Origin of the sequence: Pseudomonas cerasi, from assembly GCF_027983475.1 — a bacterium.
Taxonomy (GTDB): domain Bacteria; phylum Pseudomonadota; class Gammaproteobacteria; order Pseudomonadales; family Pseudomonadaceae; genus Aquipseudomonas; species Aquipseudomonas cerasi.
This window is the reverse complement of the sequence record NZ_JAQJVM010000001.1, coordinates 1,133,780-1,156,446: the sequence shown is the minus strand read 5'-3', so window position 1 is coordinate 1,156,446 and position 22,667 is coordinate 1,133,780. Positions and strand designations below refer to the sequence as shown.

General features: G+C 60.8%; 13 protein-coding genes, 3 tRNA genes and 1 pseudogene. 7 read left to right on the top strand and 10 right to left on the bottom strand.

Annotated elements, in window-relative coordinates; translation table 11 throughout:
• Positions 1 to 426 precede the first annotated feature (426 nt).
• The 5 genes from PI739_RS04945 to uvrB all read right to left on the bottom strand — a co-directional run bounded on the left by PI739_RS04945 (position 427) and on the right by uvrB (position 4,911).
• Positions 427 to 502: transfer RNA gene (locus PI739_RS04945), tRNA-Glu, on the bottom strand.
• A gap of 140 nt (positions 503 to 642) precedes the next feature.
• Positions 643 to 718: transfer RNA gene (locus tag PI739_RS04940), tRNA-Glu, on the bottom strand.
• Positions 719 to 806: 88 nt separating this feature from the next.
• Positions 807 to 882 (bottom strand) — tRNA-Ala (locus PI739_RS04935).
• Between the two features lie 148 nt (positions 883 to 1,030).
• Entirely contained in the window at positions 1,031 to 2,512 is a 1,482-nt protein-coding gene (gene gltX / locus PI739_RS04930; RefSeq protein ID WP_103735580.1) for a glutamate--tRNA ligase, read from the bottom strand.
• 383 nt (positions 2,513 to 2,895) lie between these two features.
• Positions 2,896 to 4,911 (bottom strand): excinuclease ABC subunit UvrB, encoded by a 2,016-nt coding sequence (gene uvrB / locus PI739_RS04925; protein ID WP_003366641.1) that lies wholly within the window; start codon positions 4,909 to 4,911, stop codon positions 2,896 to 2,898.
• Positions 4,912 to 5,313: 402 nt separating this feature from the next.
• Between uvrB and PI739_RS04920 the strand changes: the two genes are divergently transcribed.
• Positions 5,314 to 6,510, top strand: a complete 1,197-nt coding sequence (locus tag PI739_RS04920; protein ID WP_003366639.1) for an amino acid aminotransferase — start codon at positions 5,314 to 5,316, stop codon at positions 6,508 to 6,510.
• Between the two features lie 223 nt (positions 6,511 to 6,733).
• The gene (locus PI739_RS04915; RefSeq protein ID WP_003366637.1) at positions 6,734 to 7,045 is read left to right on the top strand and encodes a hypothetical protein; all 312 of its coding nucleotides are present in this window, start codon (positions 6,734 to 6,736) and stop codon (positions 7,043 to 7,045) included.
• A gap of 52 nt (positions 7,046 to 7,097) precedes the next feature.
• Here the strand turns inward: PI739_RS04915 and pvdQ are convergent, their stop codons facing one another.
• Positions 7,098 to 9,431 (bottom strand): bifunctional acylase PvdQ, encoded by a 2,334-nt coding sequence (gene pvdQ / locus PI739_RS04910; protein WP_271351531.1) that lies wholly within the window; start codon positions 9,429 to 9,431, stop codon positions 7,098 to 7,100.
• A gap of 192 nt (positions 9,432 to 9,623) precedes the next feature.
• Here pvdQ and PI739_RS04905 point away from each other — a divergent pair, with 192 nt between their 5' ends.
• Genes PI739_RS04905 through PI739_RS04895 form a run of 3 tightly spaced genes read left to right on the top strand, consistent with a single transcriptional unit; the run spans position 9,624 to position 14,166 of the window.
• Positions 9,624 to 10,796, top strand: a complete 1,173-nt coding sequence (locus tag PI739_RS04905; protein ID WP_271351530.1) for an efflux RND transporter periplasmic adaptor subunit — start codon at positions 9,624 to 9,626, stop codon at positions 10,794 to 10,796.
• A complete protein-coding gene (locus tag PI739_RS04900) occupies positions 10,797 to 12,770 on the top strand; it encodes a MacB family efflux pump subunit (RefSeq protein WP_271351529.1) in 1,974 nt (657 codons plus the stop codon).
• A 7-nt stretch (positions 12,771 to 12,777) separates the two neighbouring features.
• Entirely contained in the window at positions 12,778 to 14,166 is a 1,389-nt protein-coding gene (locus PI739_RS04895; protein ID WP_054081907.1) for an efflux transporter outer membrane subunit, read from the top strand.
• Between the two features lie 23 nt (positions 14,167 to 14,189).
• Here the strand turns inward: PI739_RS04895 and PI739_RS04890 are convergent.
• The 4 genes and pseudogenes from PI739_RS04890 to pvdP all read right to left on the bottom strand — a co-directional run bounded on the left by PI739_RS04890 (position 14,190) and on the right by pvdP (position 19,792).
• Positions 14,190 to 14,938, bottom strand: a pseudogene (locus PI739_RS04890) (SDR family oxidoreductase).
• An 80-nt stretch (positions 14,939 to 15,018) separates the two neighbouring features.
• Positions 15,019 to 16,638 carry a GMC family oxidoreductase gene (locus PI739_RS04885; protein WP_003366627.1) on the bottom strand — a complete coding sequence of 540 codons (1,620 nt, stop codon included), beginning with the start codon at positions 16,636 to 16,638 and terminating at the stop codon, positions 15,019 to 15,021.
• A 237-nt stretch (positions 16,639 to 16,875) separates the two neighbouring features.
• Positions 16,876 to 17,826, bottom strand: coding sequence for an AraC family transcriptional regulator (locus PI739_RS04880; RefSeq protein ID WP_072364619.1), 951 nt, complete (start codon positions 17,824 to 17,826; stop codon positions 16,876 to 16,878).
• A 331-nt stretch (positions 17,827 to 18,157) separates the two neighbouring features.
• The gene (pvdP, locus tag PI739_RS04875; protein ID WP_003433153.1) at positions 18,158 to 19,792 is read right to left on the bottom strand and encodes a pyoverdine maturation tyrosinase PvdP; all 1,635 of its coding nucleotides are present in this window, start codon (positions 19,790 to 19,792) and stop codon (positions 18,158 to 18,160) included.
• 182 nt (positions 19,793 to 19,974) lie between these two features.
• Between pvdP and pvdM the strand changes: the two genes are divergently transcribed.
• Positions 19,975 to 21,369 carry a pyoverdine-tailoring dipeptidase-like protein PvdM gene (pvdM, locus tag PI739_RS04870; protein ID WP_058415966.1) on the top strand — a complete coding sequence of 465 codons (1,395 nt, stop codon included), beginning with the start codon at positions 19,975 to 19,977 and terminating at the stop codon, positions 21,367 to 21,369.
• Positions 21,362 to 22,642 carry a pyoverdine-tailoring periplasmic protein PvdN gene (gene pvdN, locus PI739_RS04865; protein ID WP_065350141.1) on the top strand — a complete coding sequence of 427 codons (1,281 nt, stop codon included), beginning with the start codon at positions 21,362 to 21,364 and terminating at the stop codon, positions 22,640 to 22,642. Before pvdM ends, pvdN begins: the two co-directional genes overlap by 8 nt.
• The last annotated feature ends 25 nt before the right edge of the window (positions 22,643 to 22,667 follow it).

The following is a 22,667-nucleotide window of genomic DNA, read 5'->3' as shown; positions in this document are numbered from 1 at the left end:
GCTCTTCACGCTACAGCGCTCAGAGTCATACACAAGTCTGGATAAGCCCGGATAAAAGGCCTGAAACCGTACGTGCAGACTGGACACAGACCTGTGGGAGTGAGCTTGCTCACGAAGACGATGCATCCAACCCCTATTTCCTGGGGGCTATACCGGCCTCTTCGCGAGCAAGCTCGCTCCCACAAGATTTGTGTATAACCAAGAGGGCTACAGCGCGAGGATGTAGTTCGCGGCGCACTGCGTTGCGAACACATAGAGGACGCGGAGTGTCCTGAACGGCATGCCAACGCAGTATCGGCACGAGAGTCGGTTACAGTTGAGTGTGGCAATAGATAAAAACAGAAAGGAAGGATTTTTCAAACCCTGAAAAAACAAAAGGGCCATTCAATAATCGAATGACCCTTGGTCCCGCAGAGCGGGAAATCGTGGCGTCCCCTAGGGGACTCGAACCCCTGTTACCGCCGTGAAAGGGCGGTGTCCTAGGCCACTAGACGAAGGGGACGCAAAACCTTCAGTCAGGTTCATCGAACGATGAACCCTGGCAAAATTGGTGGAGCTTAGCGGGATCGAACCCAGCTGAGCTAAAGCCCCGGATTTACGCCTCTCGGCGGAGATCAACCTTCCGGCATCCCTCGGTGAAACTGGCGTCCCCTAGGGGACTCGAACCCCTGTTACCGCCGTGAAAGGGCGGTGTCCTAGGCCACTAGACGAAGGGGACAAAACCTTCTTGCAAAACAAACGGTCGCTGGATCCGCTTGTTTCACATCATTTCAGAGCAGTGTAGCAGCACTCTGAAATGCTAAATTTGGTGGAGCTTAGCGGGATCGAACCGCTGACCTCCTGCATGCCATGCAGGCGCTCTCCCAGCTGAGCTAAAGCCCCACATCAGTGGACGGGGCGCATATTAAGCGTGAGTGACAGGGCTGTCAAATTTATTTTCTACAATTTGCAAAGTTTTTTGTCGGTAATACAACCACTTACCTTTCAACCCCCGGAAAACCGGGGGCGATTCACAGGAACAGGTAATGCCTCAGGCAATCGAGCCCAGCAGCTTTTCCCATTCCTTGTTTTCTTTCTTGGAAACGCCGCCCAGCAAATCGAGGGCCTGACGCAGGCGGAAGCGAGTCAGGTCCGGGCCGAGGATTTCCATCGCATCGGTCACCGAGACCGAGTTGGCCTGACCGGTGATCGCAGCGAACATCAATGGCATGGCGTCTCGCAGCTTGAGCTCGAGATGCTCGACCACGGCCTGAATGCAGCCCATGATCCGGTCCTTCTCCCACTGACGCAGCGATTCCAGCTTCCACAGGATCAACTGAATCACCTGGCGCACCTGCTCCGGAGACAGCTTCTTGTGTTCGAAGAGCTTCACATCAGGCGTGACGCCACCTGCAAAGAAGAAGCCGGCCAGCGGTGCAACCTGACTGAAGGTCTCTACCCTGCCCTGCACGTGCGGTGCGATCTTCATCATGTAGTCAGGGTTCAGCGCCCAGGTCTTCAGACGCGAGGCAAACTCCTCGACCGGCAGATCACGCAGCCATTGGCCATTGAGCCAGGACAGCTTTTCTATATCGAAGATCGGCCCGCCCAGCGAAACACGCGACAGGTCGAAGTTGTCGACCATCTCCTGCAAGGAGAACTTCTCGCGCTCGTCAGGCATCGACCAGCCCATACGCCCCAGGTAGTTGAGCATCGCCTCGGGCATGAAGCCCATGCGCTCGTAGAAGGTCACCGACGTGGGGTTCTTGCGCTTGGACAGCTTGCTCTTGTCGGGGTTACGCAGCAGCGGCATATAGCACAGCTGCGGCTTGTCCCAGCCGAAGTATTCGTACAGCAGGATCAGTTTGGGTGCCGATGGCAGCCATTCTTCGCCACGCAGTACGTGGGTGATGCCCATCAGGTGGTCATCGACGACGTTGGCGAGGAAGTAGGTCGGCAGGCCGTCGGTCTTCATCAGGACCTGCATGTCCATGCGGTCCCACGGGATTTCGACTTCGCCACGCAGCATGTCAGGGACGACGCAGACGCCTTCGGTCGGCACTTTCATGCGGATCACGTGTGGCTCGCCGGCGTCCAGGCGGCGCTGGACTTCTTCCTTGGAGAGCAGCAAGGCGCGACCGTCATAGCGCGGGGTTTCGCCCTTGGCCTGCTGTTCGGCGCGCATCTGGTCCAGCTCTTCGGCGGTGCAGAAGCACGGGAAGGCATGGCCCATGTCGACCAGTTGCTGCACGTATTTCTTATAGATGTCGCCGCGCTCGCTTTGGCGGTATGGGCCATGCGGACCACCGACGTCGGGGCCTTCGCTCCAGTCGATGCCCAGCCAGCGCAGTGCGTCGAAGATCTGCTGTTCGGACTCGCGGGTAGAGCGCAGTTGATCGGTGTCTTCAATGCGCAGGATGAACTCGCCGCCGTGCTGTTTGGCAAAGCAGTAGTTGAACAGCGCGATGTAGGCCGTGCCGACGTGGGGGTCGCCAGTGGGCGATGGCGCGATGCGGGTACGAACGGTGGTCATGGAAAATCCCGAATTAGGTCGATCAAGCTCGGAATGTTAACAGGCCGGGGGCATGAGGCTCCAGCAACAAAGGCAATTGCCCGGACGCCTCTCGTTCCGCAAGCTCCGCGCCCGGAGTTGTAAACAAATTCAGCTGATTATCGTGCCAGTGCTCCGCGTGGGCATACAGTTCGTGACGCTCTGCGCCACACGGCGGTTTTTCTTTGTCAGGTAAATGGGGGTTCGACTCAGGTCACCTTTTCGCCCCTCGGCGAGTCACTTCGAAGGGGCAAAAGTGACCAAAGCCCCCGCCTCCGTTTTCGGCCCGACTTCGTCGGATTCCTTCGCCCTGACACTGATCCGGGGGTCGCCGCACCGGCATGAGAGGTGGCGTGTCCAATGCTTCAAACCGCCAGCAACCGCTCGCGCAGTTTGCCGATTTCGTCGCGCATTTGTGCGGCGGCTTCGAATTCCAGGTCGCGGGCCAGTTGGTACATTTTTTCTTCCAGTTGGCGAATGCGTTTGTTGATCTCGCTCGGCGAGCGCAGTTCGTTTTCGTAGCGGGCGTTTTCTTCGGCGGCTTTGGCCATGCCTTTGCGTTTTTTGCTGCGCGAGCCGGGGACGGTGGCGCCTTCCATGATATCGGCGACGTCCTTGAACACACCTTTGGGGGTGATGCCATGTTCCAGGTTGAACGCCAATTGCTTCTCGCGTCGCCGCTCGGTCTCGCCGATGGCGCGCTCCATCGAGCCGGTAATCCGGTCGGCATACAGAATCGCCCGACCATTGAGGTTACGTGCCGCCCGGCCAATGGTCTGGATCAGCGAACGGTCGGAGCGCAGGAAGCCTTCCTTGTCGGCATCGAGAATTGCCACCAGCGACACTTCCGGCATGTCCAGGCCTTCGCGCAGCAGGTTGATGCCCACCAGCACATCGAACGTACCCAGGCGCAGGTCGCGGATGATTTCGACACGTTCCACCGTATCGATGTCCGAGTGCAGGTAACGCACGCGCACCCCGTGGTCGCTCAGGTAGTCGGTCAAATCCTCGGACATGCGCTTGGTCAGCGTGGTGACCAGCACCCGCTCTTCCAGCGCGGTGCGCTTGTGGATTTCCGACAGCAGATCATCGACCTGGGTCAGCGCCGGACGAATCTCGATCTGCGGGTCCACCAGGCCGGTCGGACGCACCACCTGCTCGACGATACGCCCGGCGTGCTCGGCCTCGTAGTTACCCGGGGTCGCCGAGACGAAAATGGTCTGCGGGCTGATCGCCTCCCACTCGTCGAAACGCATCGGGCGGTTATCCAGTGCCGATGGCAGACGGAAGCCGTACTCGACCAGGGTTTCCTTGCGCGAACGGTCACCTTTGTACATCGCGCCGACCTGCGGCACGCTGACGTGGGACTCGTCGATCACCAGCAAGGCATCCGGTGGCAGGTAATCGAAAAGGGTTGGCGGCGGCGCACCGGAAGGACGGCCCGACAGGTAGCGCGAGTAGTTTTCGATACCGTTGCAGTAGCCCAGCTCCAGCATCATTTCCAGATCGAAACGGGTGCGCTGCTCCAGACGCTGAGCTTCCACCAGTTTGTTCTGGCTGCGCAGGTATTCGAGACGCTCCTGCAGCTCGACCTTGATCCCCTCCATCGCCTCAATCAGCGTCTCGCGCGGGGTGACGTAGTGGCTTTTCGGGTAGAAGGTGAAGCGCGGCAGCTTGCGAATCACCTCCCCGGTCAGCGGATCGAACGCCGACAGGCTCTCGACCTCGTCATCGAACAGCTCGACCCGGATCGCTTCCAGATCGGATTCGGCCGGGTAGATATCGATCACATCACCGCGCACCCTGAACGTCGCACGGGCAAAGTCCATGTCGTTACGGGTGTACTGCAAGTCGGCGAGGCGGCGCAGCAAGGCACGCTGATCGAGTTTGTCGCCACGATCGATGTGCATGACCATGCGCAGATAGGTTTCCGGACTGCCCAGGCCGTAGATGCACGACACCGTGGTGACGATGATCGCATCCTTGCGCTCCAGCAGCGCCTTGGTCGCGGACAGACGCATCTGTTCAATGTGGTCGTTGATCGAGGCATCCTTCTCGATGAAGGTGTCGGACGACGGCACGTAGGCTTCCGGCTGGTAGTAGTCGTAGTAGGAAACGAAGTACTCCACGGCGTTGTTCGGGAAAAACGCCTTGAATTCGCCATACAACTGCGCCGCCAGGGTCTTGTTCGGTGCCAGCACCAGCGTTGGACGCTTGATCTGGGAAATCACGTTGGCGATGCTGAACGTCTTGCCCGACCCGGTCACCCCGAGCAGGGTCTGGTGCGCGAGCCCGGCGTCGATCCCTTCGACCAGTTGGCGAATGGCCTCGGGCTGATCGCCGGCTGGCTCAAAGCGGGTAACGAGCTGGAACTCGGACATAACTGACCTCTTGAATGGTGCGCGTGTGACGGGGTTCGCGTGAAACCTTCCGCGACCTGACCGCCTCGACGGCACAACTGGAAATATTCGTCGGCGCATGACGGCGCGCAACGACGAAATCATCGCAAACAGCCGTTCCCGCCGGGAAGCAGGCGTGCGATGTTTTGAAGTGATGGCTAATAGATGGAGTCATATATCAGCCTTTCAAGGCACGCACTTAAAGCATTGAGGTTTTAACCGAACGAACGTTCTACAAATATGCGCAAAAACCTGTAAAAAACCCGCCCTGCACTGTCGATCACCGAGGGGATGCTCTCTATACTACGCTCAGTTTGCGCACCGCTTTGGCGCATCGAGCCTCAGCGTGTCCCCTTCCCACTCTTCACCAAGAGCCGCCGCACCATGAGCCTGTTTTCCGCTGTCGAAATGGCACCCCGCGATCCGATCCTGGGTATCAACGAAGCCTTCAACGCCGACACCCGCAGCACCAAGGTCAACCTTGGCGTAGGCGTCTACTGTGATGAAGACGGGCGCATTCCCCTGCTGCGCGCCGTGGCCGAAGCCGAAAAGATCCGCGTGGCCCAGCATGCGCCGCGTGGCTACCTGCCGATCGACGGTATTGCCGCTTACGACCAGGCCGTGCAAAAACTGTTGCTGGGCGCTGATTCGCCGCTGATCGCCTCGGGCCGTGTGCTGACCACCCAATCGGTCGGCGGCACCGGCGCACTGAAGATCGGTGCCGACTTCCTCAAGCAGTTGCTGCCCGATGCCGTCGTCGCCATCAGCGACCCGAGCTGGGAAAACCACCGCGCGCTGTTCGAAACCGCTGGCTTTGCGGTGCAGAACTACCGCTACTACGACGCTGCCACCCACGACGTGAACCGTGCCGGCATGCTCGAAGACCTGCACAACCTGCCGAACAACTCGGTAGTCGTGCTGCACGCCTGCTGCCACAACCCGACCGGTGTCGACCTGAGCCTGGATGACTGGAAAAAAGTGCTGGAAGTGGTCAAGGCCAAGGGCCACGTACCGTTTCTGGACATGGCCTATCAAGGCTTCGGTCAGGGCATTCAGGAAGATGCCCTGGCAGTGCGCCTGTTCGCCGAGTCGGGCCTGACCTTCTTCGCCTCGAGCTCGTTCTCCAAATCACTGTCGCTGTATGGCGAACGCGTCGGCGCGCTGTCGATCATTACCGAATCGAAGGAAGAAACCACTCGCGTCCTGTCCCAGGTCAAGCGCGTGATCCGCACCAACTATTCCAACCCGCCGACCCACGGTGCGATCATCTCCGCTGCGGTGCTTAACGACCCTGCGTTGCGTGCAATGTGGGAAGAGGAACTGGGCGAAATGCGTCTGCGCATCCAGGGCATGCGCAAGGCGATGGTCGAGCGCCTGGCTGACAACCCGGCCGGTCAGGACTTCAGCTTCGTCGCGCGCCAGTGCGGCATGTTCTCCTACTCCGGTCTGACCGCCGAACAGGCCCAGCGCCTGCGCAGCGAGTTCGGTATCTACGCGCTGGACACCGGGCGTATCTGCGTGGCCGCGCTGAATCAGAAGAACATCGACGTGGTGTGTGACGCGATCAAAAAAGTGCTCTGACTGCGCTGAAGCGCACTGGTAGAAGCGAACCTGTTCGCGAAGGCTGTTCTCCGGTCGATGCATCTCATGCAACGTACGGGCCTTTCGCGAACAGCGCTTATCCAACAGCCTTGCACGCAGCACTTCCCACTGCATCACCATTCGGCAACTGAATCGAACGATCCCCATTGCTACCCCTCGAAACTGTGTCAGAACATTTTCTGAAACCGATATCGAGGTACTCATGTCTATCGAACCGCAACGTCAGAAAGAACCGACGCCAAATCAGGACGCACCTGCCAGTCCGGGCCCGGACCGCAACGATCCGGCAATCGAGCCGCAAGTCGGGGACGTAAAACCCGAGACTGAAAAGGGCAATGGCCAGAGCCAGGGCCAGACGCCTTCCCCAAGTCAGTCACAGACTCAGTCGCAGGGCCAGTCAACCAGCGACAGCGCCTACGTGCCTGACCATGAGCCGGAAGAAAAAACCGAGGATTTACGCAATCATCAGCCCACCACTGGCGTTGACGCCGATATCGATACACCGGGCGGCTGATTACCGATAAGCGCATTTGGGCCGCATGGCCCAAACGCTTTTCTTGCCTCTTTCAGCGATCAGGCTCCTCGCTTATCACCTGCACCTCATACGCAGGATCAGCCTTGATCTGCTGTTCAGTGAACGGCAACGCCTGCCATTGTTTTTTTGAAAATGCTTCAGTCTGGTCGCTTGAATGGGCTGACTGTGGATTGCTCGACTCAGAGAACGCCAGTAAACCCTGCGCCCTTGGGCCGTGCTCGTCGAACGTCACCACCTGCAAATAACTGGTGCCACTGACTACCTCGCGCTTGCCGTCCTTGCCTGCCACGGTCTGCATGGCGTTGTAGATGCCAAGCCCGGCCGGACCACCGTGAACCGGGATCTGCTTGCCGCTGATGCTGGAAACCTGAATGTCGCCCCATTGACTGCTTGCCGAGAGGCCTGCCTTGGCCACTTCATCCACTGCGGCCCGCATGGCGGCGCGCAATGCAGTGGCGACCTGCGGGTTCTCAATCGCCAGCCCGCTCGGCGTGTGAACCGGGTCGCGCGGGTCGAACGCAACACGCCAGCGCGAGGCAACAGCCTGCATGGACGTCACGATTCTCTGGAAGTACACGAACCCGATGCCACTGTTCAGGTCAGCGCGTCCATCCCAGGCTTTCAGTGCGGTACACAGCGGCGTCAGCCGCGCAGCATCATCACCCAGCTCCGAGGCACAGAACCTGAGCAGATCCGGCAGCACTTGCCCGGCCTGATAGACCTCGTTGTCCATGACCATCGCTTGCAGGTTCTCAACGCTGATCTTGCCCGCCTTCTTCAGGCTGCCCAGCCGATCCAGCGCAAAACGTGCTCGCTGCCCCAGCGGCTGGCTGTCCTGGCTGATCAGCGGCGAAAAGTCCTTCAACGGCGCAGCGGGATTGACCATCCAGGCCGAGTCGTTGGAGTGCTGCACGAAGTCGGTCCGCAATAACTGCGGCTGACGGGAAGAGGGATAAATACCGGCCTGTACCGCCTCTGCGGAAACCTCCCAGTTGCATTCACTGCGCGAGCCGTCGAGCACGATCAGTTCCGTGCCGATGCGCGGATCACTGCATCGGGCAAGCCTGACGGCGTCGACGTTTGGCACCACCGAGAGGTTCATGTACAGCGCCTGACCCCGGGCATCGACTGCCAGGGTGTTGACCCACGGGATGCCCTGGATCTTGCGCACCGAATCCTGAAACGTCTTGAGGCTGTCAGCCTTGTCCATTGCATACCACTGCTGCAACACTCGGTCGTTTTGCAGATTGGCATCACGCAGGCTGAAGGCAAACTTTTCGTCCCAGTCCAGCTTGCCCGGCCACTGCACCACCGGACCGAACCTGGACGAATAGACAATGCGTGGCACCGACTTCAAGCTGCCATCGGCTTGCTTCACGTCGACACTCACCTGCTGCTTGTCCATGGCAACCGATTTGCCATCCAGCAGGTAACGGGTGGAATCCTTCGGGTCGAGCTGCAGGCGATGCAGCGTGAAGTGTTTCGACGTGTCGACGGTATGGCTCCAGGCCAGATGCTGATTGAAGCCGATATTGATCAGTGGCAGGCCCGGCAAGGCTGCGCCCATCACGTCGAGCTTGCCGGGAATGGTCAGGTGCATTTGATAGAAGCGCAGGCCGCCAGCCCATGGAAAATGCGGATTGGCCAGCAGCATGCCGCGCCCGTTGGCCGATAGCTCGCGCCCTATTGCCACGGCATTGCTGCCGCGCTCCAGAGCAAACCGCTGGTTGCGCGCAGCAGCCAGTTGCAGCGCCTGAACCTGCTGAGCATTTACCTGCAGTGGCTTTTGCAGCGCAGGCGGCGTAGCACCGGCCAGCGCTTCGGCGAACTGCCCCACGCCCCCCTCTACCAGCAGGCGACGGGTCAAGCGCACCAGATCATCGGTACTGATCGGCCGAACCCACTCGGCCGCACAGGGCTGCGGCAGGCCCTTGGCCTTCTGCTCATCGAGCGAGCGGTTGTAACCGGCGACATAGCCCTGCATCAACTGGCGAATCTCCAGCGGCTGCGCATTCCAGAAATCCGCCAGTGCCTGCGGCGTATTGAGCCACTGGAACAACAGGTCGCTGGCCATATTGTTGCGCTGCTCAAGGGTCGCCTTATCGGGGCCAAAATAGCGCGAGCGCTGGCCGTTGACGGTGACGATCTCATTGGCCAGCAGGCACAGGTTGTCCTGCGCATAGGCATAACCGATGCCGTAACCCAGACCGCGCTCATTGGCGGCAACGATATGCGGCACGCCAAAACCGGTCCGCCGGATCTCGGCACTGGCCGCCTGTTTTCCAGGCTCAACCAAGGCTTGCGCAGGGAAAATCACAGCGAACGAAAGACCTGCAAACACAAAACCGCACAGGGGTCTGGACATAATCACGCTGACTCCAACTCGACAAGACGACCCGAATTAGCCGCTCCCGTTAAACGAAGCACGGACGCTGATGTTTAGCCGAAGCGGGTAACCCGTGATCAACGCTAAATTCCTGCTGGCATGCCTCGTTTAAAGGGCAGCTCTCGTGGCCGTCGTTCACCGACCGACTGATCTCCCAGCGCAGGAATCTGCATGAAACGCTCTCTACATCCTCGCAGCGCCCTCCTGGTGGCGCTGTGCCTGTTCCCGGTCATTGCCGTATGCGCCTGGCAGATCCTGCCCGACGGCAAAAGCAGCGCCGCGACCGTGACGGTGACCCGCGGCACGATCGAAAACAGCGTCACGGCGCTCGGTACCCTGCAGCCGCGCAGTTACGTGGATGTGGGCTCGCAGGCCAGCGGGCAGATCATGAAAATCCATGCCCAGGTCGGCGATCAGGTCAAGGAAGGCGACTTGCTGGTCGAAATCGACCCTTCGACGCAAAAGGCCAGACTCGACGCCGCACGCTACGCCATCGATAACCTCAAGGCGCAATTGCAGGAGCAGCGTGCGCTGCACGAACTTGCAGAACAGAAGCAGCAGCGCCAGAAGCGCCTCGCCGCAGGCGGCGCCACACGGGCCGAGGACGTTCAGGCTGCGGAATCGGAATTTCGCGCCACCCAGGCACGGGTCGACATGTTCAAGGCGCAGATTCTCGAAGCTCAGGCCGCGCTGCGCAGCGACGAAGCAGCGCTGGGCTACACCCGTATTTTCGCGCCCATGAGCGGCACAGTGGTCGCCCTCGATGCACGTGAAGGCCAGACGCTGAACGCGCAACAACAGACCCCGCTGATTCTGCGCATCGCCCGCTTGTCACCGATGACGGTCTGGGCCGAGGTCTCGGAAGCCGATATCGGCCATGTCAAACCCGGCATGACTGCCTATTTCACCACCTTGAGCGGCGGCAACCGGCGCTGGAGCAGCACCGTGCGGCAGATCCTGCCGGTGCCGCCCAGGCCGCTGGATCAAGCCAATCAGGGCGGCGGCAGCCCGAGCAGTTCGCGCAAGAACGGCGGTGGCCGTGTGGTGCTGTACACCGTGCTGCTGGACGTGGATAACAGCGATCAGGCGCTGATGGCAGAAATGACCGCACAGATATTCTTCGTCGCCGAAAAAGCCGAGAACACCCTCACCGCGCCACTCGCGGCGTTGCGAAACGGGGCGCAGGCCGATCGGCAGACCGCCCAGGTGCTATCTGCCAATGGTGAGGTGCAGAACCGTGAGGTGCGCACCGGCATCAGCGACCGCCTGCGCGTGCAGGTACTCGACGGGCTGAATGAAGGTGAGCGCCTGCTGGTGCCCGCCTCTGTCGGCAGCGGAGGCTGAATGCGCACGCCGCTGATCGACCTGCGAGGCATCCGTAAATCCTACGGCGGAGGCGACAGCCCACGGGTCAACGTGCTGCGCGGCATCGATCTGTCGATTCATGCCGGTGAGTTCGTGGCGATTGTCGGCGCTTCCGGGTCCGGCAAGTCGACGCTGATGAACATCCTCGGCTGCCTGGACCGCCCGACCTCGGGCGAATACCTGTTCGCCGGGGAAAACGTCGCCGAACTGGGCAGCGACGAGCTCGCCTGGCTGCGCCGTGAAGCGTTCGGGTTCGTGTTTCAGGGCTATCACCTGATTCCGTCCGGCTCGGCACAGGAAAACGTCGAGATGCCGGCAATCTACGCCGGGACGCCCGCCGCAGAGCGTCATGCGCGGGCCGCCGCCCTGCTTGACCGACTGGGCCTGGCGTCGCGCACCGGCAATCGACCGCATCAGTTGTCCGGCGGCCAGCAGCAACGGGTTTCCATCGCCCGCGCCTTGATGAATGGCGGGCACATCATCCTCGCCGACGAGCCCACCGGTGCGCTGGACAGCCACAGTGGCGCGGAGGTGATGACCCTGCTGGACGAACTGGCCAGCCAGGGCCATGTGGTGATCCTCATCACCCATGACCGGGAAGTGGCGGCGCGCGCCAAACGGGTCATCGAGATCAGCGATGGGCTGGTGATCAGTGATACGGCTCGAGATGCTTCTGACGTGCAGCGCTCAGTCAATCCGGGCACGCTGCAGGCGGTCGACCTGCGCAAGCGCCTGAGCGAGGGCAGCGGCAGCCACGGCGCCTGGCAAGGCGAGCTGCTCGAGGCGGTTCAGGCGGCGTGGCGCGTCATGTGGATCAATCGCTTCCGAACCGCGCTGACCCTGCTGGGCATCGTCATCGGCGTGGCGTCGGTGGTGGTGATGCTGGCCGTCGGCGAAGGCAGCAAGCGTCAGGTCATGGCGCAGATGTCCTCGTTCGGTTCCAATATCATTTACCTCAACGGCAAGGCGCCCAATCCGCGCGCGCCGAAAGGCGTCATCACCCTGGAGGAAGTCGCCGCGCTGGGCCAGTTGCCCGAGGTGAAAATGATCATGCCGGTCAACGGCGGCCAGGCCGGGGTGCGCTACGGCAACGTCGATCACTCCAGTTACGTCGGCGGCAATGACACGCATTTTCCGGCGATCTTCAACTGGCCGGTGGTGGAAGGCAGTTATTTCAGCGAAGCGGATGAGCAGAGCGCAGCCGCCGTCGCAGTGATTGGCTACAAGGTTCGCCAGAAACTGTTCGGCGAGCATAACGACCCTGTCGGCCAGTACATCCTGATCGAAAACGTGCCTTTTCAGGTGGTCGGCGTGCTGCAGGAAAAAGGCGCCACGTCCGGCGATCTGGACAGCGACAATCGCATCGCCATCCCCTACTCGTCGGCCAGTATCCGCCTGTTCGGCACGCAGGACCCCGAGTACATCACCATCGCCACCCATGACGCCAACAACGTCAAACAGGCCGAAACAGCGATCCGCGAGCTGCTGCAACAACTGCATCACGGCAAACAGGATTACGAACTGACCAACAACGCCGCGATGATCCAGGCCGAAGCACGCACCCAGAACACCCTGTCGCTGATGCTCGGCTCGATTGCCGCCATTTCGTTGCTGGTCGGTGGTATCGGCGTGATGAACATCATGCTGATGACAGTGCGCGAACGCACCCGTGAAATCGGCATCCGCATGGCCACCGGTGCGCGACAGAGCGACATCCTGCGGCAGTTTCTTACCGAGGCTGTGATGCTTTCCGTGGTCGGCGGGCTGGCCGGTATCGTGCTGGCGCTGGGCATGGGCGCAGCGCTGTTGCTGAGTAAGGTGGCCGTTGCGTTTACCCTGCCGGCTGTGACCGGGGCGTTTGCCTGCGCCCTGATTACCGGCGTGATCTTCGGCTTCATGCCGGCCCGCAAAGCTGCCCGCCTCGACCCGGTCGCGGCCCTCACCAGTGAATGATCGATCAATGAAGCCTAGCCTTTGCGTTTTGACTGCCTGCCTGTTGCTGAGCGCCTGCCAGACGCCTGCTCCGCCGCCGGACAGCGGCATCCAGCCACCGGCAAGCTGGGCGTTTGCCGCAAACGCCGCCGCACAGCGCAGTGATATCCGTTGGTGGCAGCAGTTCGGCAGCCCACAGCTGAATCGTCTGATCGAACAGGCCAGCCTTGACAGCCATGAAGTCGCTGCAGCGATGGCACGGGTTCGTCAGGCACAGGCAAGCGCCATTATCGGCGGCGCGCCCTTGCTCCCGGAACTGGCCTTTGACCTGCGCGGCGAACGTAACCGGTTCCTGCGCAACAGCGACCGCAAGGCCAACCCTTCCGACGACAACAACACCAACAACTTCACCAGCGACCTGACCGCCAGCTATGAGGTGGATTTCTGGGGCGGTATCGCAGCGGGACGCGACAGCGCACTCCAAGGGCTGCGCGCCAGCCAGTTCGATCAGGCGACCGTGGAGCTGACCCTGCTGGCCAACGTCGCCGATCGCTATGCGCAAACCCTGGCGGCGCGCGAGCAAGGGCGGATTGCCGAACTGAATCTGGCCAACGCCCAAGACGTACTGCGCCTGGTGCAAACCCGCTATGAATCGGGCTCAGCTACCGCCCTCGAGCTGGCGCAGCAAAAAAATCTGGTTGCGGCCCAGCAGCGTGAACTGCCCCGCGTTCAGCAACTGGCCAACGAGCAGTTGATCACCCTGGCAGCCTTGCTCGGTCAGCCGGTGCAGAATCTGCACCTCGCGGATCAGCCCTTCGACACCCTGAACTGGCCGGACATCGGCCCCGGCCTGCCCAGCGAACTGCTGACCCGCCGCCCTGATCTGGCCAAGGCCGAGGCTGACCTGGCGGCGGCACAGGCCAATGTCACCGTCGCCCGCGCCGCCATGCTGCCAAAACTGACCCTGAGCGCCCGGCTCGGCACCGAAAACACCCGCGCCGAAGACTGGCTGCGCGCACCGTTCAGCAGCCTCGCTGCCGGGCTGATCGGACCGATCTTCAACAATGGCCGTCTGGCCGCCGAGCGCGACAAGGCCACAGCGCGTCAGGAAGAACTGCTGGAAACCTATCGCGGCGCGATCATCGACAGCTTCGCCGACGTGGAAAAAGCCCTGAACAGCATTCGCGGCCTGGATCAACAGCGCTACTGGCACGAAGAAGAACTCAAACAGGCGCAAACCGCCTTCCGCATCGCCCAGAGCCGCTACCAGGAAGGCGCCGAGGACCTGCTCACCGTACTGGAAACCCAGCGCACCCTTTACCAGGCACAGGACGTAAGCGTGCAGTTGCGGCTGGCACGGGTGCAGGCGAGCATCGCGCTGTACAAAGCGCTGGGCGGTGGCTGGCAGGTGCGCTGAGCGGGCTTCAGGCCCGCTATTCCTCAAACTTGCGCTTTGCCCCCGTCTACACACATCTCGATACCCGCAATGAAACTGCTGTCGTCGCAGGCAAGAAACAGCGCGGCCGCGGCCACTTCTTCAGGGCGGCCAAGACGGCCCAGTGGAATACCTCTGATCAGCGCTGCTTTCATTTGAGCGACGTGCTCTTGCGCAAGCCCTTCCAGGCCCATGATCGGCGTGTCGATCGGGCCCGGGCTCAGTGTATTGACGCGAATACCTCGACTTTGCAGCTCAGCTGTCCAGGTTCGGGCAAACGAGCGTATGGCTGCCTTTGTAGCGCTGTAAGTGCTGCAGCCCGAAACGCCCCTGTTGGCGGCAATGGACGAATTCAAGATGATCGAGCCGCCGTCGTGCATCAACACCAGTGCCTTTTGCACGCTGAACAACAGGCCTTTGACGTTGGTATCAAAAACCTTGTCGTAGTGCGCCGCATCGACGCCATCGATGGATTGCATTTCCATAATGCCGGCGTTGGCAAAGAGCACGTCAATGCAGCCTTTCTCGCGCCTGACCACTGCGTAGAGTCGGTCCAGATCGTCAAGACTGGACACATAGCCTTGTACGGCTGTCACGTTACGACCTATACGTGCAACGGCCTCGTCCAGCTCGGGCTGACGTCTACCGTGATAAACACATAGGCGCCCTCTTCCACAAAACGCTGGGCGGTCGCAAGACCGATGCCGCTGCTGCCGCCGGTAATCATCGCAATTTTGCCTTGAAGCCTGCTCATGATGATGCTCTCGAAAAGGTGAAAGTCAGCGAGTACCCACCGGGCACTCGCTGCATGATCTACGGCATGGATCAAATTATTCAGGACTTGCCAGTGAGCAGACTGCCCAAGCGCTCCCCGATGATCACGCACGGGGCCATGGTGTTGCCGGTGGTTACTCGCGGCATGATCGAGGCGTCCGCGACCCTCAAATTGTCGATGCCATAGACGCGCAATTGCGCGTCCACCACCGATAACTCATCAATACCCATTCTGGCCGTACCGGACTGGTGCCAGACGGTCGATGCGGTGTTGCGCACGAACGACTCCAGATCCTTGCGGTTCATCTTTCCGGGCATCACCTCACGGCGTACAAACGGGCGCAGGGTCGAGCTGTTGCCGATCTCTCGGCAAAATTCGACTGCACGCACCAGCGCCTGCAGATCTTCGGGTTCGGCAAGCGCACCGCTGTCGATTCTCAGTGCGTCCCGGTGCCCGCCGCCAGACAACGTGATCGAGCCACGGCTTTTGGGCCGCACCAGCCCCGGCAACAAAGACCATGCGCTGGCCGGAGGGTTGAACGTCGCCTGCGCTTCAAACGAGGCAATGGGCATTTCAGCGAGAAAGGTCTGGATGTCGGGTACATCGAGCGCCGGATCACTCTTCCAGAAGAACGTCGATTCCCCGGCGTTGTTGCGCGCCGCATGAGCCTGTTCGTATTCCCAGATGCACCCCGAGACCATGATGTGGTCCTGATAATTCTGGCCGACACCCGGCAGATTCTCTAGCGGAGCGATACCATGCCGAACCAGTTGCTGCGCATCGCCGATTCCGGACAGCATCAACACCTTGGGTGTGTTGATGGCACCCAGTGACAGCACGACTTCCTCTCGTGCTCTGAAACTCATGATCCTGCCTTCATGAATGACCTCGACCCCGACCGCTCGCTTGCCTTCCAGCAACACGCGCAATACATGGGTGTGGGCCAGGACCGTCAGGTTGGGCTGCGCCATCAGCGGGTACACATAACTGCGAAAAATCGAACGGCGACGACCGTTTTCCAGACACATATTAACCAGTGCCGCGCCACCCGCGCCCTCCATCATCGCGCCGTTCTGGTCATCGAAAACAGGCATTCCGAGCTCCGCCACCGCTCCCAGCATGGCTGGTGCAATCGGGTTGGGATCAGGCGCAGGCTGCACGAAGACCAGACCGCCCGTGCCTCTGCGCAGTGCGTCTGGCGTACCCTGCCAGTTCTCGATACGTCGATAGGTGGCGAGTGTCGATTGATAATTCCAGGCCGGATCACCTGATTCGCTGGCAAAGTGGTCCCAGTCACTGCTGTGCCCGCGCGCCCAGACCATCACGTTGATCGAGGATCCACCGCCCAGCACCTTGCCCATCGACAAGGGAATGGCCCGGTTATTGAGGTGCGGGTTGGGTTGTGCCTGAAACTGCCAGTCGCGCTCGCTGCCCAGGTTGGTGAACCAGATACTGGCATCGGTAACACTGGGCACATCATCGGTGCCGCCTGCCTCCAGGAGCAGAACACTGACGTCGGGATTCTCTGCCAGACGCCGCGCAACGACCGACCCGGAGGTGCCGGAGCCACACACGATGTAATCGTAAGCGCCCTTCAGACTGGCTTTCAGTCGCCGCTGATTGTCTTCAACACGACGTGCAAAGTCTGCAGTGTCGGTTGCGCCGGTATAACTTTCCATAAGAGTGCCTTTGTAAAACTTCCATGAATTGACGGCGCAAAACTGCCGGGGCCAATCGCGAAAGATGAATAACGGTGGGCTGTGACCGATGCGTCAGCGCAGCAGCCATTGAGATGAATCAGTCACTGAATGACAGGATCGATTCTAGGGCGCAGACGGCGTATCACCGTTACCTGCAAGGCGCGTGAGGGATGTCCACAAGGCGCTTTCAACTGATAAGGCGAGAGCAGAAGTTGCTCAGTTGAAAGTAGCCCGAACATGCGAGGGGCAAATACCGAACTGTGCCCGGTAGGCGCGACTGAAATGCGCTGCCGTGGTGAAACCGCACTGCCAGGCAACGTCCTGAACACTTGGCCGAAGCGTGCGGGTCGAACTGAGCAATTGCTGTGCGTGTTGCAGGCGGATATTCCAGACATCACGCATCACCGTCGTCTCCTGACTCCGGAACAAGCGTTGCAAGTGCTTGACTGAAACATGCACGGCACCGGCAATGGCCGCGCAGTCGAGTTCGGTGTCATTCAAACGCGTGTAAATGTAACGTCTGGCGCGCAACAGCACGACATCAGTGCTGCGCGAAACTGCCTTGTCGCCGGGGCCGCCCAGCATGGCGTCAATCAGCTCCAGCAATTGTCTGCCCATCAACTCGCGTATGACCAAGCCAGGGGCCGCCTGTTGCTGCGCGATGCAGTGGATCAGGTCACGGGCTGCGCGTATGTCTGCCGACTCCATGTCGGCAACCATCAGCCCCGGCAACGAATGCCTCAGGCCCCGATCGCGCAAACTGGACTTGGGAATGCGCAATACGGTCATTTGCCCATGCTGGGTAAACGACTCCTGAAAGGATTGCCCGGGATCGATGAAGAACATGCTGCCAGCCATGAAGCGATGTTGCTTTCCGGCTTCGTCGATATCGACATACCCACCGGTCATAAGCTTCAGATAAAGCCATTCCCCCTGCCAGCAATCCTGTTCTTCTCCAACCGGGATCAATACCAGAGATTTCAGATCAGCCTGCGTGACACCAATAGCCCCCAGGCTCCAGCTTTGCGCTGTGGAGTTGCCTGACAGGGTTTTATCGAACTCACAGTAAAGCCCGTGATGCTTCAGCATGACCTCAGACCAGTTGCCACCGGCATCGGGGCCCAGATCAAAGTGAATGTTGTTCGCGTCAAAAATTCCGGGTGTCATGAAAGGTGTTCTCGAGGGCGCAAGCAAGGAAGGGATGAGAAACGGCCGAACATCCAGACAGCTTGCGACCTGGCGCCACCCTACGCCTTTTGTTCGAGAATCAGGGGGGCATTCATGAAATATCCGACAGAGCGGAGTGCGTCAGGCTCTGTACGAAAAGTCGGCGAGCGAAGGTCAGGCAAGGCAAAAACAGGCGAGGAACGGCCGGGGTCGCGTTCGACTCTACGTGTTGTAAATGAGCATTCCGATTGGACTCGCATCCGAGCCTGTTTTTAACGCAGCATCACCGAGCGCAGCCACTTTTCGTACAGAGCCTAGGAGCCAGCGCTGCTCAAAACCACCTCTCCGGCAGCAGATTCCGTGCATACCAGGGCCGGCGCGGCACGCGACGTAGCAGGTTGCTCAGTTTGTCATCGGCCGCGAACGTGATGCGCAGCGCCAGCTTCATGACTTCCGGGTCCATTTCCATGGTCGTGCCTGCAGTCTGGCCGGGCACTGTGCTGCAACCGTGCGTTTCAGGCCCCAGCCACGGGTCGCTGACATTCACCCAGCGGCCTGGCGCAAACCACGGCACGCCGTTGACTTCCAGGCGCTTCACTTCGCCCGGATGAAAGCGCTCATGGGCGCGGAACCAGTCCTCAATGCGGTCGTCAATCCAGCCATGGAACATCCAGAACACCGGGTTCACGTGCGATGAAAACGGGTCGGCAAGAAAGTCGTTTTCCGGCTCGAACCAGCGCTCGGCAAAATCATCCGAACGACGTGCCATCGGCACCGGCTGCCCGTTGGCCGGGTCGCGGGCCACCGAGGCCCAGCGCATGTGCAGCCAGTCGTGCAGTTCCAGTTCGACCTGCGAACCAAACTGGCCCAGGGTCAGCTTCGACAAAAAGCGCGGATCGCGATACTGCGATTCCCAGACCTGAAAATGCGTATGAAACGTCTCGTGGCTTTTGATATCGCTGACCAGCTGTGTGTATTCCTCGTCACCATGCGCCAGCCAGTTGGGCGGCAGCGAACAACCGTCGTGATTGTCGAAATAGCGGGCAAAGCCCAGGCGGTCGCGTTCCAGCTCAGGCTGCGGCAGCGGAAAACGCGGCCAGGACGGCAAGTCCTGAATCCTGCGTGCCTGGATCAGCATGTGCCGGTGCATATAAAAGAAGTCTTCACCCGAGCCGTTGCGGTCCTTGTGCGGGCCACGCGCATCGCGCTCATGGTCACGCGGCCCCGGCTGCCAGCCGATGCCGCGCAGGGCGTTACGCTTGTCTTCGGGCAATTTGTGCCACTTGTCTCGCGAGGCATGCCAGAGCTGATGGAACAGACGATGCTCCCTGGAAACCAGCCAGGCCAGAAACGGCGGACTCAGGCCCACCCTTTCCCGCGCTTCTGGAAACACCTGTTTGATCGCGATCAGACGGTTTTCCAGTTCCGGCAGGGCCAGCGGTCGGTCAAGACGTTCGATACGTCCGCTCAGGGTGCCGCTGCCGCCGTTACCGAACGCGCCCCAGACTTCATCGAGGGTCAGGCTGAATTCGTAATCCGGGTTGTCGCTGTGCGGATCATTGCCGGCATGGCCGTCCATGACCCGCAGGTAGAGTCTTGCGGCATTGGCCGGTTGCAGATCGCCAATCACCCGAAAACGCGGCAGCGCATCGCCGCGCAATTGCCCGGCCGTGTCGATATAGCCGCGCAGGCCGCGACCACGCGGGGCGATGTCGAGAAACATTTCCAGGCCTTCGAGCGGCGCACCGCTCAGTCCGGCATCGCGCCCTTCGAAGCGCAGAGTCCACACACCGCGCAGCTTGTCGGCCAGGCGCTGGGTGGCGGTATCGGCAGGCCCCGCCGTCGCTTCGCCCGGCGTTTCCGGCAGGTCGACCCGGGTGAGTTCCCGATGCGCGTAATACGCTGCCGGAACTGCCGCACCGGTCAGCGCCAGACCCGCTATGAACCCTCGTCGAGAAATCGTCATTACCCTACCTGTTCCAGCCCCGAGACAGCCGTTATCCAAGCTAGAACGTAAACCCGGCAGACAAATTTAGCGCTGCACACACATCCATGAGCCCGCGCTAAATTTCTCGGTGATCCGCTCGTTCTCCACCAGATAGCAACAGCCGTCGCAGGCTGCGCAACGGTTAACCACACGAGACGGAAATGACAAGACCGCGTTGGAAAAAAGCTCTCTTCATCGGCCTGCCACTGGCCCTGGCGATCAGTGCAGGTACGGGCTTTCTGGCCTGGAATTACTGGTCTCCAGCAGGCTACCCGGTCAAGGTCATGCAGCAGGCCGACGACCTGCAGGAGCGGATCATTTCCTTCGACAGCCACATCACCGTGCCGATGAAATTCGGCAGCGAGGGCAACGAAGCCGACAAGGACGGCTCGGGGCAGTTCGACCTGGTGAAAGCCGCGCGCGGACGCCTGTCCGGTGCAGCGCTGACGGTATTCGGCTGGCCGGAGATCTGGAACGGCGACAACGCCCCGCATCGTCCGACACCCGGTTTCGTCGACGAAGCACGCCATCAGCAGGAAGTGCGCTACCGAATCATCAGCGGGCTGGTGCGCGATTTCCCCAATCAGGTCGGCATCGCCTACACCCCGGACGACATGCGCCGCCTGCACGGCGAAGGCAAGTTTGCGATCTTCATCAGCATGCTCAACGCCTACCCGCTGGGCAATGGCCTGAGCCTGCTGGACCACTGGGCCGCACGCGGCATGCGCATGTTCGGTTTCAGTTATGTCGGCAATAACAGCTGGGCCGATTCTTCACGCCCCCTGCCCTTTCTCAATGACACGCCCGACGCTCTGGGCGGCCTGTCGGAGATCGGCAGGCAGGCCGTGCAACGCCTCAATGACCTGGGTGTGATCATCGACGTGTCGCAGATGTCGAGCAAGGCGCTGCAACAGGTCAGCGAGCTGAGCCGCACGCCGATGGTCGCCTCGCACTCGGCGCCGCGTGCGCTGGTGGACATCCCGCGCAACCTCAGCGACGAGGAGCTGCAGCTCATCAAGCGCAGCGGCGGTGTGGTGCAAATCGTGGCGTTCCCAGCCTATTTGAAGCCGCTGACCCAGAAAACCCAGAACAAGCTCAATGCGCTACGCAAGGACTTCGACCTGCCACCGCTGCCGAACCTGGCCATGGCGCTGATGCCCGGCGACCCGATCATCACCGTCTGGCCGGAGCAACGCTTCGGCGCCTATGCCAGCAAGCTGTACGCGATTCTCGAGGAGGAGCCCAAAGCCACGGTCAAGGATTTCGTCGACGCCATCGATTACACGGTCCGCAAAATCGGCATCGACCATGTCGGCATCAGCTCCGACTTCAACGATGGCGGTGGTGTGAAAGGCTTCAACGATGTCAGCGAAATCCGCAACGTGACGGCCGAATTGATCGAGCGCGGCTACGCCGAAGCGGATATCACCAAGCTCTGGGGCGGCAACTTTCTGCGCGTCTGGGAGCAGGTTCAGGCGGCTGCCCGTCCGGATGTGAAACACATGAATCTCTCAAACGCCGCTACCCGACCCTCAGGCGCAGACGCTCATGACTGATCGCAGAACCTTTCTCAAACAGGCCGGAGTGCTGGCCGCAGCCCTGCCACTGGGCTCCGGCCTGGCAACAGCGGCCATGACGCCAGCCACTCAGCCGGCCTCCACGGATAAATGGACGCGCCTGAAACAATTGTTCAATCAGGACCCGGACTACGTTCACCTCTCGAATTTTCTGGTCACTTCGCACCCCGCACCGGTTCGCCAGGCCATCGAACAGCATCGCGCGCATATCGACCGCAATCCCGGTCTGGCCATGGACTGGGATCTGGGAGAGACCGAGCGCCGCGAACACGAGGTTCGCGTCTGGGCGGGCAAGTACCTGAAGGCCCAACCCGGCCAGATCGCCCTGACCGGCAGCACCACTGAAGGCCTGGCGATCATCTACGGCGGTATTCATGTGCGCCCGGATCAGGAGATTCTGACCACCGAACACGAGCATTCCTGCGTCCGCGACATCCTGAAATTCCGCCAGCAGCGCGACGGCACGCAGGTTCGCAAGATTCGCCTGTTCAAGGACCCGGCTACCGTCTCGGTCGACGAAATCATCGGCTCCATCGCGCGCAGTATCCAGCCGAAGACGCGCGTGCTGGGCATGACCTGGGTGCAGTCCGGCAGCGGCGTGAAACTGCCCATCGGGGCCATCGGCGATCTGGTCGAGGAACACAACCGCAACCGTGACGACCAGGACCGCATCCTCTATGTGGTCGACGGCGTGCATGGCTTTGGCGTCGAGAACCTCGACTTCCCGGAGATGAAGTGCGACTTCTATGTCGCCGGCACCCACAAGTGGCTGTTCGGTCCACGCGGTACCGGCATCGTCTGCGCCCGCTCGGAACAGGTCAAGGACCTCACGCCGCTGATCCCGACGTTCTCGGAAGCCACCGGTTTCAGCACGATCATGACGCCCGGCGGCTACCACTCGTTCGAACACCGCTGGGCGTTGAACGAGGCCTTCAAACTGCACCTGCAACTGGGCAAGGCCGATGTGCAGGCACGTATTCACCAGCTCAACAGTGACCTCAAGCAGCGCCTCAAGGCCCAGCCCAATGTCGAGCTGGTGACGCCCATGGATCCTGCGCTGTCGGCGGGCTTCAGCTTCTTCCGGCTCAAGGGCCAATCGTGCGACGACGTGGCGGCCTGGCTGATGAAGCAGCGCATGGTCGTTGACGCGGTGAGTCGCGACGTCGGCCCGGTGGTGCGCACCGCGCCGGGGCTGCTGAACAGCGAAGCCGAAATCGATCGTTTCATGACGCTGCTCGCCCGACGCGCCTGACACGCCTGCACCGTTCACCTGTTTT

Excerpts from the sequence above, each read along its gene's own strand:
- gltX (WP_103735580.1), bottom strand. The coding sequence starts at position 2,512 with ATGACCACCGTTCGTACCCGCATCGCGCCATCGCCCACTGGCGACCCC.
- uvrB (WP_003366641.1), bottom strand. The coding sequence starts at position 4,911 with ATGTCCGAGTTCCAGCTCGTTACCCGCTTTGAGCCAGCCGGCGATCAG.
- PI739_RS04920 (WP_003366639.1), top strand. The coding sequence starts at position 5,314 with ATGAGCCTGTTTTCCGCTGTCGAAATGGCACCCCGCGATCCGATCCTG.
- PI739_RS04915 (WP_003366637.1), top strand. The coding sequence starts at position 6,734 with ATGTCTATCGAACCGCAACGTCAGAAAGAACCGACGCCAAATCAGGAC.
- pvdQ (WP_271351531.1), bottom strand. The coding sequence starts at position 9,431 with ATGTCCAGACCCCTGTGCGGTTTTGTGTTTGCAGGTCTTTCGTTCGCT.
- PI739_RS04905 (WP_271351530.1), top strand. The coding sequence starts at position 9,624 with ATGAAACGCTCTCTACATCCTCGCAGCGCCCTCCTGGTGGCGCTGTGC.
- PI739_RS04900 (WP_271351529.1), top strand. The coding sequence starts at position 10,797 with ATGCGCACGCCGCTGATCGACCTGCGAGGCATCCGTAAATCCTACGGC.
- PI739_RS04895 (WP_054081907.1), top strand. The coding sequence starts at position 12,778 with ATGAAGCCTAGCCTTTGCGTTTTGACTGCCTGCCTGTTGCTGAGCGCC.
- PI739_RS04885 (WP_003366627.1), bottom strand. The coding sequence starts at position 16,638 with ATGGAAAGTTATACCGGCGCAACCGACACTGCAGACTTTGCACGTCGT.
- PI739_RS04880 (WP_072364619.1), bottom strand. The coding sequence starts at position 17,826 with ATGACACCCGGAATTTTTGACGCGAACAACATTCACTTTGATCTGGGC.
- pvdP (WP_003433153.1), bottom strand. The coding sequence starts at position 19,792 with ATGACGATTTCTCGACGAGGGTTCATAGCGGGTCTGGCGCTGACCGGT.
- pvdM (WP_058415966.1), top strand. The coding sequence starts at position 19,975 with ATGACAAGACCGCGTTGGAAAAAAGCTCTCTTCATCGGCCTGCCACTG.
- pvdN (WP_065350141.1), top strand. The coding sequence starts at position 21,362 with ATGACTGATCGCAGAACCTTTCTCAAACAGGCCGGAGTGCTGGCCGCA.